Source organism: Candidatus Omnitrophota bacterium (assembly GCA_018830005.1).
Lineage (GTDB): Bacteria > Omnitrophota > Gorgyraeia > JAHJTE01 > JAHJTE01 > JAHJTE01.
In genome coordinates, this window is sequence record JAHJTE010000003.1 from 207631 (window position 1) to 223160 (window position 15530).

At 36.3% G+C, this 15530-nt stretch carries 17 protein-coding genes and 1 tRNA gene; all 18 read right to left on the reverse strand.

The window, feature by feature from the left end; genetic code table 11:
• Nucleotides 1–215: 215 nt before the first annotated feature.
• Nucleotides 216–797 carry a MarC family protein gene (locus tag KJ593_07695; protein MBU2541768.1) on the reverse strand — a complete coding sequence of 194 codons (582 nt, stop codon included), beginning with the start codon at nt 795–797 and terminating at the stop codon, nt 216–218.
• Entirely contained in the window at nt 794–1786 is a 993-nt protein-coding gene (locus KJ593_07700; protein ID MBU2541769.1) for a diguanylate cyclase, read from the reverse strand. Before KJ593_07700 ends, KJ593_07695 begins: the two co-directional genes overlap by 4 nt.
• Nucleotides 1787–1827: 41 nt before the next feature.
• Nucleotides 1828–3120, reverse strand: coding sequence for a phosphoribosylamine--glycine ligase (locus KJ593_07705; GenBank protein MBU2541770.1), 1293 nt, complete (start codon nt 3118–3120; stop codon nt 1828–1830).
• Between the two features lie 20 nt (nt 3121–3140).
• Entirely contained in the window at nt 3141–4163 is a 1023-nt protein-coding gene (locus KJ593_07710; protein ID MBU2541771.1) for a hypothetical protein, read from the reverse strand.
• 106 nt (nt 4164–4269) lie between these two features.
• Nucleotides 4270–5211 carry a hypothetical protein gene (locus KJ593_07715; GenBank protein MBU2541772.1) on the reverse strand — a complete coding sequence of 314 codons (942 nt, stop codon included), beginning with the start codon at nt 5209–5211 and terminating at the stop codon, nt 4270–4272.
• Between the two features lie 25 nt (nt 5212–5236).
• On the reverse strand, nt 5237–5635 hold the full coding sequence (locus KJ593_07720) for a hypothetical protein (protein MBU2541773.1): 399 nt from the start codon (nt 5633–5635) through the stop codon (nt 5237–5239).
• 27 nt (nt 5636–5662) lie between these two features.
• The gene (locus KJ593_07725) at nt 5663–6001 is read right to left on the reverse strand and encodes a metalloregulator ArsR/SmtB family transcription factor (GenBank protein MBU2541774.1); all 339 of its coding nucleotides are present in this window, start codon (nt 5999–6001) and stop codon (nt 5663–5665) included.
• Between the two features lie 77 nt (nt 6002–6078).
• On the reverse strand, nt 6079–7236 hold the full coding sequence (locus tag KJ593_07730) for a glycosyltransferase family 4 protein (protein MBU2541775.1): 1158 nt from the start codon (nt 7234–7236) through the stop codon (nt 6079–6081).
• A gap of 420 nt (nt 7237–7656) precedes the next feature.
• Nucleotides 7657–7866 (reverse strand): MFS transporter, encoded by a 210-nt coding sequence (locus KJ593_07735; GenBank protein ID MBU2541776.1) that lies wholly within the window; start codon nt 7864–7866, stop codon nt 7657–7659.
• A gap of 34 nt (nt 7867–7900) precedes the next feature.
• A complete protein-coding gene (locus KJ593_07740; protein MBU2541777.1) occupies nt 7901–8620 on the reverse strand; it encodes a hypothetical protein in 720 nt (239 codons plus the stop codon).
• A 91-nt stretch (nt 8621–8711) separates the two neighbouring features.
• On the reverse strand, nt 8712–9107 hold the full coding sequence (locus tag KJ593_07745) for a DUF2845 domain-containing protein (GenBank protein MBU2541778.1): 396 nt from the start codon (nt 9105–9107) through the stop codon (nt 8712–8714).
• A gap of 39 nt (nt 9108–9146) precedes the next feature.
• Entirely contained in the window at nt 9147–9338 is a 192-nt protein-coding gene (locus KJ593_07750) for a LapA family protein (protein MBU2541779.1), read from the reverse strand.
• A 13-nt stretch (nt 9339–9351) separates the two neighbouring features.
• Nucleotides 9352–10290 (reverse strand): translocation/assembly module TamB domain-containing protein, encoded by a 939-nt coding sequence (locus KJ593_07755; protein ID MBU2541780.1) that lies wholly within the window; start codon nt 10288–10290, stop codon nt 9352–9354.
• Nucleotides 10291–10640: 350 nt separating this feature from the next.
• Nucleotides 10641–11705, reverse strand: a complete 1065-nt coding sequence (gene corA, locus KJ593_07760) for a magnesium/cobalt transporter CorA (GenBank protein MBU2541781.1) — start codon at nt 11703–11705, stop codon at nt 10641–10643.
• Between the two features lie 316 nt (nt 11706–12021).
• Nucleotides 12022–12108 (reverse strand) — tRNA-Ser (locus KJ593_07765).
• 58 nt (nt 12109–12166) lie between these two features.
• Entirely contained in the window at nt 12167–12814 is a 648-nt protein-coding gene (locus KJ593_07770) for a hypothetical protein (GenBank protein MBU2541782.1), read from the reverse strand.
• Nucleotides 12789–14060 (reverse strand): serine--tRNA ligase, encoded by a 1272-nt coding sequence (gene serS / locus KJ593_07775; protein ID MBU2541783.1) that lies wholly within the window; start codon nt 14058–14060, stop codon nt 12789–12791. Before serS ends, KJ593_07770 begins: the two co-directional genes overlap by 26 nt.
• A gap of 2 nt (nt 14061–14062) precedes the next feature.
• Entirely contained in the window at nt 14063–15526 is a 1464-nt protein-coding gene (locus tag KJ593_07780) for an RtcB family protein (GenBank protein MBU2541784.1), read from the reverse strand.
• Between the last annotated feature and the right edge of the window lie 4 nt (nt 15527–15530).

Below are 15530 nucleotides of genomic sequence, written 5' to 3' on the forward strand. Positions count from 1 at the left end.
TAGAATGGCGGAAAGGAAGGAAGTCTTCTAAGTTAAATTCTCTAACTCTCGGTAGGATAATAGTTTATAACATAAGTCTTTTATTGTCAAATAATTAACCTTTACATATGTTACACAACTTTATACAACTTTTTCCTGTGTATTCACTTTAGATGACCCTGTGAAAATCCCCGATTTTCACAGGATTAGTCCTACACAATTTAATCACAAATAATCTACAAATTCAAAATATAAACTATGCCCTTTCTTATCATCATAACAGCAATAGCAGCAAGTAGCAGACTTGTAACTTTTGATAGGGCTTTACTTCCTGCTTCGCCTAATCTCTTTATCAAAATCTCTGATGACGAGAAGACTAATCCAGCCAAAAGAATGTTAAGAAAAATTGCGATCAATGTTGCAAATAAGCCGTATTCAGGAATAATTATTAAAGAGGTAGTAAGAACAGCCGGACCAACAATTAAGGGGGTGCCTAAAGGAACTGCTCCTAATTCTTTAGCCGGCAGGCGACGACGCTTACCGGGGCTAAGTATGTCAATTATAGCTATACAAAATAAAATTGCACCGCCTGCTACCATAAAATCCCCTAGACTTATACCAAGAAATTCAAAAACACCTTTGCCTAAAAATATAAAACCCACGGCTAAACAAAGAGCAGTTATAATCGATTGAATTATAATCTTGGATTTATCTTCTTTTATTAAACCACGAGTAAGAGAAACAAATATTGGCAACACTCCAATTGCATCAACTGCTACAAATATAGGTATAAAAGCTAATAGTATATTTTTAATCATCTCTTCTTGTAAACCGTAACTTCGTTTCTTCCATGTCTTTTAGCCAAATACAAGGCCTTATCTGCATTGGAAATCAAAGTTTCTCTATCTGGATGCTGCTCATTGAGCTCTCCCACGCCTCCGCTAATGGTTACGTTAACCTTTTTTCTTTTTATACGGAACAAATTATTAGCTATTTTAACTCTTATCCTGTCAGAAATCAACAGGGCTTCTCTTCTTTTGGTTTCGGGAAAAATAATACTAAATTCTTCTCCTCCATAACGAAATACGCTATCACTAGAGCGTAAAGACTCCTGCAAAATCTTTCCGATGCCTTTTAAAACTTCGTCTCCAAAAGGATGGCCAAAATTATCATTAAAATTTTTAAAGTGATCAACATCGAATATGGCAATTGAAAAAGGCCGCTTATATCTTTTTGCTCGCGATATTTCCAAATCCAAAGTATCCAAAAAATATCTATGGTTATAGCAACCCGTAAGCCCATCTCTAATGGACGTTTCTTTAAGTTTTAAATTTGCGTGTTCTACCTCATCAACATATCCATCTATTTTTTCATTCAGCCTCTTATAATATGCCTCTGATAATTCAAATAATGTATCAATCATAATGCTACTTACTCTCTCTATTGATCCTTCTGGCACTCTTGCCTTCTTTTGCCACTGCTCTATCATCGGCCTTACAGACTCATAAAATGAGTAGTAAGCCCGCTGTACTTCAGAAAGCCTAAATCCCTGAGAACTGCGAAGTTGGCTAAGCTTTTCTAAAAACATGCGTAGTTTCAAGAAATTATTTTTTTCTAGAATCTCAATGAATGCAGATAAAAATTCAGAACATAAATCATGCAATTCAGACTTCGATACATTAGAATAACTTCCGCCTTGCGCCTGAATAAGCTTAATCCAATTAGACAATATTTCTGTCTTTTCAGAAGAGATTAACTTTGATAACCCTTTTGGATTAACTTCATTTTTTTTGTTTTTTACTCTCACGTTAAGACCCTCTAAAATAAAAGCCTAATTTATTTTTAAGCTTAGGCTTCTCTTAAATAACCCCATGTATGCAGTTTATCTGAATCTTCAAACCATCTATTCCCTATATCTGTACGGTAATACATATTGGGTATTATGATATTCTTTATTCTGCTATAGGCCTGAGATTGAGCTTGCTTCATAGTCTGGCCAATACCAACTACTACAAGGACCACCCCCATAGTACCAGCAACAAGCCATTGTCCATCTATATTCTTTACATCTTCAATATGAATGCCATCGTAATACTGCTTCTTAAAAAGTATAGCGGCATTATTTGAATACCTATCAAAAGTGTCTTCGTCTTTAAAAGGATATGGGGGTACTACAATCCTCACGCCTACCTGAAATCCTTTTTTTGTTTTGAATTCTTTTAAATTGCCGCAAGCTAAATTAAATAAAAATTCAGCCATAGGCATTTGGATGCCTTCCTGCTGAATAAATATAGTAGGGTAACCAAAACGAGCCGTAAATTCTAAAGGATAAATACCATTTGCATTAACTATGCAATTAATATCTATATATCCTGCGTATCTCTCTTTCCTTAATTTACTTTCCAGTCTAGCTAATGTGGCATTAAAAAGCCTATTGGCCTTACTCCAATACATAGAAGTACCCATCTCACCTGTAGATGGGCCTATCTGGCCAGGGAAAAGCTTTTTGTGTTCAAAATTTATGTTAATGGGGTGGACGAATTGCGAACCGTTAAAAAAAGCCCCAACAGCTATTTCAACGCCAGTCACTCGTCTTTGAAGTTGAAAAACTTTTATGTCATCTGTAGAAACCTTTCTGTAGGCCTCCAAGACTTTAATCACATCTTTGCCATCTTCTTCTTCACCTACAAATAACATTCTCTTTAAATTTTGTGCCTCTCCGCTTGGTTTTATTACATATCTGTTTGGGTTTTTTTCTACATATCCTATTGCATCTGTAAAATCACTAAATTCCTTATAAGGTAATATGCTAATCCCCGTTCGCTTTAATTCTTCTTGACCAAAGGTCCTATCATCTTCGAGTCTATCCGTATATTCTGTGCCACCGATTACGAATTTTCCGTTTTTCCTTAAATTTTGCGCCTCTTTACCCAATCCTAAAACATCATCAAAAATTACAACATCAGCCCAATCAACTTCCTTTCTCCAATCCTCAACTTTAGGAACGAACCCATCTGCTATATCCTGATTGCTCTCATTTCTTATAAAATATCTTGCTTCATGTCCTTCTTTGATAACTTGCCAGGCAATATCACCAATAAATCCATCCAAGGATACAAAAAGGAATTTTTTCTTATCCATTTCCTATATCTCCATTTAGCTTAAGGATAACCCTGCCTTAACAAAGACGACGGGACACTTAAGCCTTTTAATTCAATAGTAGCGCCTTTAAGGAAAACTTTATATCTTCTATCCACTGACTTCTTATGAATAAAATCATAAGTTTTCTCTACAATATGGCGCGTAATATATTTAACTATATTATCAGGTAGCCCGCTGCTTGTTTCGGATTTTGTATTTAAGCAGCATTGATCATTGATATAATCTATACATACAAAACGTCTCCTATCTTTCTTTTTATCAATTGCTATCTCGCTAGAAAACCAGACCATTTTTGACAAAGATGCGATCTTTGCAACTATCTCTACAAGCTTAAGAAAATCATGAGTATAAAATTCTTTTTCGCTAACATGTTCGTAGATATTTGTCTGGTCATCCCACCAACAAGGTATTATAGCATCAAAGACATGCAATAGGCGAAACCAGGCACGCTTATTGCCAAGCCTTATAGGAATAATTTTCTCTTGAAGCAAAAAATTATCTTCATAATCAAAACTGCGCGCTTTTGCAATCTCTTCTATAGTTCCGCGAGCATCTTTAATTAATCCCTTCTGTCCGTATCCGCAAGCAGGTTTTATTATAAATGGTATTCCCAGCCTCTTTTTTGTCTCTTGAGCTAGTCCTCTATTTCTAGGCTCCCAACTACGAACTATAACTGTATAGGGAGTTTGAATTCCTGCGTTAATAAGTTCAAAATGAGAAACAGACTTGTCTATAGCTATCCTTGTTCTATCCGGATCATTAATAATTGCCGCCCCTGCATCCTTGGCAGCATAACATAGCTTAGCGTATATATCTCCTTTTTTATTATATGTCGCCTCGCCGTCAAGAAGAGCATCTATCTTCAATCTATTCTCTTTAAGTTGCTTGATTATTGAAATGATATTTTTTTTGTTTATCCATAAAAAAGAAAGCTTGCGGTCTTCACAAGCTTTCTTAAGAAGCGTTATAAATTGCTCCTCTAATGTATCCTTCCAATTTAGAGCAAAATTATAATTATACATATGGCTATCAGCACCCTTCAAAACTTTTACTCACCGGTGCCTAACTTTATAATATAGACTTACTCACTCTAAGTCATAGATAGAGACAAAATTTCCGCTGAGAACATCATGAAGCATCTTCTTTCAATAACCTAATTGCTAAATAATAAATCTTATCATCCAATTGTTTAATTATTCGATACTGCTCTTTTAATCTGTCTATGCTTCCATTTATCTTAAAATTGAGCAAACTATCTTTGTAGCCACAATAACTAGATAAAACTCCTAGCCAAAACATAAATTTACCCTTTAAATTTTGATTTTCGACTAAAGAAAGCAGAAACTTTTCTGCTTGAGAAGCAAGAGGGGACGAAGTTTTCTTAAACCATCTAATTGTAGCATATAGATAACCCAATTCCCAAAAACAATTAACAGTATCGCAGAAGTAGTCAAAGTCGGTAGTCAAAGCTTCAATTTTACTTTCGCTTCTTACAATTCTAAAATTCCATATATGAGGGTCTTCTATGCCACAACCATAAATGAATTTAATATTTGATTTCTCAAGTTTATCTATAATAGCCCTAACCTTGGGTAAAAATTCAAAATCTTCTGAGAATTCTTTGCTCAACTGAAGTGAGGCTTTAATATTTGCGGGAGCAAGGAATTCCTTATAGTCTAGATTAATAGAATTGATATCTCGAAGATAGCTATAAACTGAAGTCAGACTCATAATAATATCAGAGGGATTATTTAGTAAATAATCAGATAGAAATTCACCTATATAATCACAGATCACAGTCTTATCTTTAGGATATATCATTGTAATTTCAGGACATATCTTATTGATACACTTTAAATAGGTTGTAATCTCAAGAAGCCTTAAATAATCATCTAGCTTTGCATAGGTCGTGGATACATATTGCCTAGAATCTCCATTTAAAATGCTACAGACTATCTTAGTATGCCATCTGTTCTTATTGTTTAAGACTTCCTTAAGGAAATAACCATATCCTTCTAAGGGGAAAACTAATTGCAAAGTTGAATTCGCTAAAATTTCCATTTTATCCATAATTAACTTTTTGCCTTTAGCCTCTTTAATATTCTATTTCTATGGAAGGCTCTTCGCTTTCTGAATTCTCTATTTCTGAAGATTTGTATTCCTCTTCATAAGATTCCTTATAAACGATGATAATCTTGGCTACCCTTTTCTCGTCTCTAATTATATAATCAATACCGACATTGTCACCCATATTGATGTTCTCAAGCGAATCTACGTTGCTTAACTCTGTTGCAGGATCTATAACGTAGGTAGTATCTATTTCCTGCTCATTAATATAATCATATTCAGTCACTGTGATATAATCAGGGGAAACGCTTTTTACTATGCCGTAGATATATCCTATTTCCTCCTCCTGAGCAAACAATACGCCGCAAATCGAAACCATCATTAAACTCAACGTCAATACTAGAACAACTAATAAGTCTCTGCTCATTGCTTTTTGTCTCCTCTTGCGATTTTTTTATTTTCGGTCTGTTTTTAATTTGCTTAACTTAGCTAAATCTTGCTTAAAAATCTCTAATTGCGCTAATCCTATCGTGATAGAGTTAAGCAATGAATTGTAGGCCTTATCTTGTGACCTCAACAAGCGATAATAAACGTTTAAGCCTCTTCGTTTATCTGATGCCAGACCCGTCAAACGTAATCGAGTCAAATGTTTAGATATATTTGGCTGAGCTTTATTTAGTATTTTACAAAGCTCACTAACAGTTAACTCTTTTTTGCTTAATAGATTTATAATTCTGAGGCGAGTGTCATCAGCTAAAGATTTTAATATTTGGCGCGCTTTTTTAAGTTGCATATACCACCTTCTTACTCTCTTAAAAAATCTAGATTAGATATTTTAATCTTGAGAATAAAGACGTCTTATTTTTCATATTATGATTTACTTAGGATTTTTTTGTAAACTTCTATGGTATTCTCTGTCATAACCTCCTTCGTATATTTTTCATTCACAAGAGTCCTGCCATTTTCTCCTAGTTCGGTTCGCAATTTTTTGTCTCTTAAAAGTAGGAGGCATTTTTCAGCAAGTTCTCTATAGTCTCTTATTTTAATAATAAACCCATTATGGCCATCTTTAATAATCTCGGGCATGCCCCCCGCTGCTGTAATAATTATTGGAATGCCGATCGCTAATGATTCTAGTATTGTTATACCAAAAGGCTCTTGTGAATTAGAAGGGTACATACACACATCTGCAATATTATAAAATTGGGGCATAATATCATATGGTATCATATCTACAAATAGATTCTTTTCTACATGTATTTTTTTTGCCAGATGAACTAAATAGGCAATATCTTTCTGTTGGGTTGCACCCCAGTCTATAATATGTTTTGTCCCTGTAAGTATAAGTAGGATATTCGGCATTGATTTCTTTATTATTCTCAAGGCTTTAATACTCACATCGCAGCCTTTGGCTAATCCTAATCTTGCCGGATGAAAAATAATTCTGCGATTCTTAAGCGCAGGGTATTTGTTGAGAATTTGGACGCAATCTTTCTTTTTAAATTTATCCACATCTACCCCATGATAAACAACCGTAATTTTATTATCCGGGATACCGATACCCATAAGTTCAAACTTTATATATTCACTTACTGCAATAATATGGTCCCAGCCAATATTCAAAGTCAGGTCTAAAAAATTACCTTCATCCCATACATTATGCGCAGTCAAGACAAGTGGAATACTATGCGATTTTGCATAGGTGCTTAAAACTTCAGCATGAAGTTTACTAAAATAATGCATATTGTGGGCGTGGATTATATCCGGCTTTGTCGTGTCCAGAAACATATTGATCAAATCCCTAATTTCTTTTTCTAGTCCTTCAAGTCCTCTCTCGAATAGCCAATTAAGATCGAATAAAGGAGAGCGTTTTATAGTCATGCCCTTATATTCATAGTCTACTCTTTCATTGGCAACAGTCCCTGTCAAAAGATTAACCGCATATCCTCTTTCTACTAGTGTTGGGCCCAATAAAGACAAATGGGTTTCCACGCCACCTATAATCGGCGGGAAACCCCAATGTAGCATTGCAATTTTCCCCTTACGTGCTTTCTTCAAGAATTATACGGAAAAGAGCATAATTAGCTCTTGTTCCACCCTTAAAAAATCTAATAATAGTTACGATTAAACAGGAAAATTTTCATAAAATTGGCCTATATAATTTATCTAGGAGCTCTCTCGTTAAACGGCGCTTCTCCTCGTTGCTTTCGGTGCTGCTTTTGATAATGAGTTTCTGACGCCTTACATATTTCCTTAACCCCTGCGACAATCGCTTCTTACCCATGGCATTTAACTTTCTTATAAAGTTCTAATAATATATGTAACTATATGAGTATATGTACATATAATATAAATAAAAAATTGGTTTTGTCAAGTAAATTTTAGCTTTGTCTAGGCTACCGGCTACCCTTAGGAAAACTCCCTTTAATCATATTATAAAAAAGCTCTCTACTGCGTGTCTTCTCTACTAGACGCACCTCTTCTATTTTTGTCAATAAGATCAAAAAACCGACTTCTCCAGGCAGGATTAATTAATGCTCCGTCAGCACTAAAGAAAATCACAAGTATAATAAATAGCGAAGGAGTGACGATCTTAAAAAAAGCAATAACTGCTAGAATTAATACTATCACTCCTTGGAAAAAAGTAAAAATTAACACGATCTTTTTTCTTGAGCGTAAACTAGCGATAATATCAGCGCTCCAAGCAGACAGCCTTTCTTATATTCTCAAGTTTCCCAAAACATATAATTCTGTCGCCTAAATTAAATTTCTCATTTGCAGAAGGATTGGGAATTGTTGCTCCCTCTCTTTCTATAGCCAAAACATTAATATCCCTCACTCTTAAATCAGACTCCATAATTGTTTTATTCTTTATAGGACTATCTTTGCAAATTTCAATCTGGCTTATTCCATAGCCACCGGTTGCGACAACAAGCTCCTCAAAAGATACAGGCTTAACCAACTCTTTCTTTACAATATTTCTTCTTAAAAAATCTGTTAGTTTCCTGGCAAATTTAGTGCGAGTAAATACTTTATAAATAACATAAACTGAAATTAAAATAATCGCAAGATTAACTAAGGGCAAAAAACTCACTGGTAAAACTAAATGTAAAATTGGGATTGTAAACTTTGGTATAACAGTAGTTACTCTTAGAGAATTAGCAAAAGTAGCAATTAGTGTCACAAGACCGGCATTTCCTAATACCATAAGTACTGAAGCAATTCTGCGCCTTTGAGGATTTCCCGTAATAGATTCTGCTTCTTTTGTAGTAAAGCCTGTTCCAGTAAAACAAGATAGTGCCTGAAACTTAGCCAAAGACCATTCTAAGCCTGTTAATTGAAAAGCAATAGCCCCAATTCTTACTGCTATGAAAGAAATAATAATCGCGACTATGAATAATAATAAATTCATACTATCTCCTTTTTATAAAAGAGACGGCTCAGCCTCTTTAGTTGATACCCACCTTAGCTGAACACAAAAAACTACAGAAATACTAAATTTTTTAATCTTTCTCGAAAATTTTAATTGTTCTTACCTGTGTATCGCTTGAGGACGGTTCTTCAAGCTCATAGGAAGACTGTGCAAAAATCTTTACCTTATTCCATCTGCTAACCTTTCCGTTTAAAAATAGCACCCGATAATAATAAGAACCCATGGGTTTAAATTTGCCAGCCCATAATCTTTGAATAGGATAATTCCAAACCTCATACTCCTCCTTATCAATACTTATTGTGCTTCTTGCTTTAGGCTCTCCTATTAGCTTTATTACTTCTTCCTTACTCATCTCTCGTTTAATTCCCCTGATCTCCAGCTCTCCATCATTTATACTTTGAAAGCCAACGGCGCATCCATAAAGGCCTAACAACAACACTAAAAGTACTAACATCTGTCTCTTCATCTTTAACCCCCCTTTTAAACTTAACTATAACAACCTACTTTATTTTTCTTTTAGATAATGACTAGCCCATCCCACAATAAAGCCTATTGCTAGAGTTGAGAAAATTATAATCGCTCTGCTGGTTTGAAAAGACCATAACAGAAACTTAATTTCAACAATCTCGTAATTTTGAGCTGCAAAAATTACTAAAACAAGCAGCAGAATCAATATGAGTATCAATTTCCAATTCATAATAGCCACCTCTTTAAAACTGCTTTTTAAACTTTAATAATAGTTTGTCGTCTGCTTGTGGCCCTTCCTCTTCTTTGGTAGATTCATTATATTTTGTTTCTCTTTCTCCTTCAACGGAAATACTCTCAGTTATTTTTTGACCTACACCTATTTTATGCGTTGTGTCTGCGCCTTCATCTCCCTCTTGAGTCTGTTCGATTCCATAACTTACTTCTGTATTACCAGACACCTGTTTTGTGATTCCGATTCCTTTTGTTTTGCCATCAAATTTTACTGATATGCCAAATTGATTCGCTATTTTATTTCCGGCACCACCAAAGACAAGATAATCTATTAAATCACCTGCCAATTCAGGCGTTACTCTGCCTTCTGCTATGGCTGTCTCAGAACTCTTCCAACTCTTTCCCGTTGCCAACATAACTAACAGTTGTGCCTGCGACTTAGGCGGTTCTGATGCTAGCCTTATCTGGGGCTTCTCAATCGCCCCCCTCAATACTACTTGAATCTTAACGCCTTCTACTACTGAATTGCCTTTAAAATCGATTACTGGCTTATTGGGTTTGCCTGAAAATAATATTTTACAGTAGGTTATATTCATAGTCGTGCTCCGTGCTGAAATCAGGCCCTGTTGGAGATTTAATTCTCCATTGAGTTTAATATTATTTTCAATATCTTTAATGCTTATGTTGAAAGCGCTAGGGCAATTTAACAACGAGAAACCATCTCGCGAAAGCCTATCAATATGAAAGTGGCCGCTAAACTGCGGCTGTAAAAATGAACCTTTTATATAAACATCCAATTCGCTTATTGAACCTGATATATTTTCTAAGGCTTTATCTTTAACAAATAAATCAAGGGTCTGGCGAACGCCTAGATATTTAGAATATGCATTAATATCAAATAGGCCGTTTTTATACTCTCCATTAAAAAGCGTTGCCTCTGAATCAGGCAATCTTAGCCTCCCATTAAATATATCTACATATAACCCTGATAGATTAAAAGGGTTTATACTGAATTGGAGCTTTTGTATTTTAAGGGTACTGCCTTCAGGCAAATATTTTAAATCTTTAATTTCCACCTCATGAAAGTATAAGCCTTTAATTAACGTCCCTTCTATTCTTTCGAAATTGACAGCTTTTGCTTGCAAATAGTGTCTTAGAAAAAAATTCACTATAAATGCCGAAGCCTTAGTTGTAAATAATAACCAAAAGGTAAGCAGAAGAAAGGTTAAAATAAGAAAAATAATGCAAATAGATAGAGTTTTCTTAGTGGGCATGTATTAAAAATTAATCTTGGGCTAGATTATAACCACTTTTTTCTTTTAAAGTAAATTAACATGTAAGCGCCGCTTAAAAACATAACAGCTAATACGCCAAAATATCCCCATCTCCAACTTAACTCTGGCATATATTGAAAATTCATTCCATAAACTCCGGCAATAAAAGTAATTGGAATAAATATAGTGGCGATAATAGTCAGGACCTTCATTACCTCATTCATTTTATTACTCACGCTTGATAAATAAATATCCAGCATGCTTGAGCTCATATCTCTGAATGTTTCTATTACATCAATAACCTGAATTGCATGGTCATATACATCCCTTAAAAAAACGCCAGTCTGCTTTTTAATTAGTTTAGACTCTGTCCTTTCCAATCTGTTAACCACTTCCCTTAAAGGAAAAATTGATTTACGCAAGAATATGACATCGCTTTTTAAATCGTGAATTGCCTGCAAGGTCTTAGGTACGGGGTTAGTCAACGCCCTGCCTTCCATTGACTCAATATTTTCGCCTATTCTCTCTAAGATAGCATAATAGCCATCAACTACTGCATCAAGTAAGCTATAAGCAAGGTAATCTGCGCCCATCTTGCGTATACGCCCCTTGGCATGACGTATCCTTTCCCTTATTTGGTTGAAACAATCCCCCTCTTTCTCCTGAAAAGAAATTACAAAGTTGGTTCCGACAATTAAACTTACTTGTTCTGCCCTTATATCTTTGTCTTTTTCGTCGACATAAAGCATCTTTAATACAATGAATATATAATTATCAAAGTCTTCTAGTTTTGGACGCTGACCAGTATTTACGATATCCTCTAAAGTAAGAGGGTGCAGCTGAAAGCACTCTCCGATTTTCTCTATAACATCAATCCTATGTATTCCATCTATATTAATCCAAGTGACTGTAGGAGTGTCCTTAAAAGAAAAGCATTCTTGCGCTTCCTTGGCCACCTTCTCTTGAAACTGTGTCTCGCTATAGTCAATAACTGTAATTTTCACTTCTCCTTCCCTCTTATCGCCTATATGAACTAAAGTCCCTGGCGCAAGACCGGCGGCTTTTGACAATTTCTTAATAAGTTTTGGCATTTTTATCCCCTCTTTAAATATTTATAGAAACACTACTATTCCTCTTTTCATTCTCTGTCTCCCTGTTTTTTTAATTATACTCCTGAAATGGGTAGTTAGAAAGGTGAAAATTTGGTGTCTATAAAAATGGTCGTTAATTGGACACAAGAAACAATTAATTTCGCAATGGTATTTGTAACTACTTGGAAAGCAATGAATCAGGAGTGGTAAAAGATAATAATTTATTGGTGGCGGCGTCGTTTCGGTTTGCTCGGCTTGTCGCCTCGCGAAAGCCTCCACGGCATCCGTTAAATTTTTGCTTGTCGTAAAAATTTAACGGAGAGGGAGGGATTCGAACCCCCGGTGGACTTACGCCCACAACAGTTTTCAAGACTGCCGCTTTCGACCGCTCAGCCACCTCTCCAAAAATTTCTAAGAAATTCTTTAACTTCCCATCTCTTAAATAAGATGGAAGATCTATACTAAGCAAATAATTGCCTGAATATATTCTGATATATTACTAAAGATCCACTGCCGGCCTGACTTAAAAATTCTAAAAACGAGAATTTATCAAACATGAAATGCAGGCCTGCAGCGAGCATCAAGATATTAACCAAATAGATAATCGTGAAACCAAAAAAGTAATTCGCTCTGGCTAGGCCTACTTCCTTATCGCGTAATTCTTCCGCTGTTATTACAAGATGGAAAGTCAGACTAGAAGAGATAAAGAATAAAAATATATTAGCCCCTGGATTAAGACTAAAAGCGAGCTTTAGAATAAGAAAACAGCTAATAACAAGTATAGAATAAATTGGCAAAAGATATGGGGCCACTTTTACCAGGGGTGAAAAAAAACCGAATAGAAACCGCAATATCAACTGTCCTCTTCTATAGAATGAAATGGGCCTGTAAATGAAAAAATGTAAAATAATATAAGAGATAATCCCATAGAAAAAACATTGCGAAGAATTTCCGCCTAAAGAAGAAAGCCTATCCCGAAAAGAAACTGTTAGAGAAATAATCAATGGAATAGAAACAAAGGCTAGTGTCAGCTTTAATATAAGAGCACTAAGGCGAGAAAAGGCCCGGGTTTGAGCCGTTACTTTATTTGCTAATTCTTGTCTTCCCATCCATATAAGGGATTAAGGCTTCCGGAATCTTGATTGAGCCGTCAGCCTGCTGGTAATTTTCTAAAATTGCAATCATTGTCCTGGCTGTGGCAATACCAGAGCCATTGAGAGTGTGTACATAGGATAACTTCTTATCAGAGGTCCGTCTATACTGAATATTGGCTCTCCTGGCCTGAAAATCTGTAAAATTAGAACAACTTGATACCTCTAAGTATGTATCGCTCCCCTTTGCATAGGCCTCAAGATCATAGCATTTAGTTGCGGCAAAGCTTAAATCCTGTGTTGAAAGCAAGACCAATCTATAAGGTAGGCCTAATAATTGCAAGACCTTCTCTGCATCAAGAACCAGTTTTTCTAGCTCACCGTAAGAATCTTCTGGCTTTACAAATTTGACCATTTCTACCTTATTGAATTGATGAACGCGTGTAAGCCCTTTTGTATCTTTGCCGTATGAACCTGCCTCGCGCCGGAAACAAGCAGTGTAAGCTGTATAATAAATCGGTAAATCAGCCTCTTTCAACACCTCATCTCTATGCATGTTTGTAACCGGTACTTCTGCCGTAGGGATAAGGAATAAATCATCATCTTTTAGATGATACATATCTTCTTCTAATTTTGGAAGCTGGCCTGTGCCAGTCATTGCAGCCCGGTTAACAAGAAATGGCGGAAAAATTTCAGTGTAGCCGCCTTCCTTAGTGTGTAAATCAAGCATAAAATTAATCAGGGCACGTTCAAGCCTTGCGCCATCCTTTTTATAGAGGATAAAGTTTGAACCGGAAATCTTTGCTGCTCGATTAAAATCAATAATATCCAGATGCTCAACAATTTGCAAATGAGTCAATGGCTTAAAATCAAATTTTTCGATCTTACCCCAGCTGCGAACAACCTTATTCTTCTTGGCATCTCCAACAGGCAAGGATTCATGGGGGATATTGGGGACATTTAAAAGTAGCCCTTTTAATTTACCATTAATCTCTCTTGTCTGCGCCTCTAATTTGCTAATCTCTTCTGCTACGACCTTCATTTTTTTAATTTTTCCCTTGGGGTCTTTCTTTTGTTTCAAAAGAGCTGTTATCTCATTATTTGCTTCATTTTTTTTCTGACGCAAACTATCGAGTTTTTGTATTCTATCCCTGCGTGTCTCATCCGCTTTAAGCAAAACATCAATATCTAGCTTCATGCCGCGATTTTTTATCGCCTTTTTAATTATGTCTGGATTACTTCTGATAAATTTTATATCTAACATTTTTACCCCTTTATAACGCCTAACGGCCGCATTCTGCATACCTTCTTGGCAATGCCAGCCCTATGCACTACATCTACAACATCATTAACATCTTTATATGCTCCCGGCGCCTCTTCTGCAATTGTGCCGCGACTGGAAGCCATTACAACAATGCCTTTTTTCTTTAACTCCTGAACCAATTCAGAAGCATTATAATTCCTTTTTGCCTCATGCCTGCTTTTAAGACGGCCAGCCCCGTGACATGAACTGCCAAATGTTTCGTCCATTGCCTTCGCCGTACCAACCAACAAGTATGAATTCCTGCCCATGTCTCCTGGGATTATAACTGGCTGACCCATGTCTTTATAATCACTGGTTAATGCAGGATGACCTGGCCCAAAGGCACGCGTTGCTCCTTTTCGATGAACGCAGAGTTCCCTATCTTTACCATTAACCTTATGGGTTTCAATCTTAGCAATATTGTGGGCAACATCATAGATTAAGTTCATGCCCATCGAAGCATATGACTTATTAAACACTCTTTCAAATACCCCTCGCGCCAAATACATAAGGCACTGCCTGTTTGCCCAAGCGTAATTTGCCGCACATTTCATAGCTGCCAAGTATGACCTTCCTTCCACAGAATTAACCGGTGCACAAACTAGTTGTCTATCAGGAACTTTTATATTGTATTTGTTTAACGCGGGCATTAATCTCTTTATGTAATCATCACAGACCTGATAGCCAAAACCACGTGAGCCAGAATGAATCATTAAAGTAATCTGGCCCTTAAAGAGATTTAGTCTATTAGCTATTGTATCATCATAAATCTCATCAATCATCTGGATTTCCATAAAATGATTTCCAGAGCCCAAAGTACCGGACTGTGCCTTACCTCTTTCAAAGGCCCTCTCTGAAATCATATCCGGATCAGCGCCAGTCATCTCGCCTCTTTCCTCTGTGTGAGCTAAATCCTCATCGCTGCCAAATCCCTCCTCCACTGCCCAGCGCGCACCCTTAACTAGAATCTGCCTTTCCTCTCTTTGGCTGACTCGAATCTGACCTTTTGAACCAACCCCAGAAGGTACATTTTGGAAAAGAGCAATTACTAACGTCTCTAATTTACTTTTTATATCTTCAAAAGTGAAATTTGAGCGCAATAATCTGACGCCGCAGTTGATGTCAAAACCTACGCCGCCAGGCGAAATAACTCCATCTGCCTCAATATCTGTCGCTGCTACACCGCCAATTGGAAACCCATATCCCCAGTGGATATCAGGCATAGCAAGTGAGGCCTTAACAATCCCCGGCAGAAAGGCAACGTTAGCAACCTGTTCTGCTGCCTGATCATTGCGAATATCTTTGATTAGCTTTTCATCAGCATAAATAATGCCCGGCACACGCATACCAAACTTATAACTCTTTGGTATACGCCAGCAGTAATCATCAATTTTTTCTATCGGGCCTTGCCAGGTTTTGCCACCCATAAGC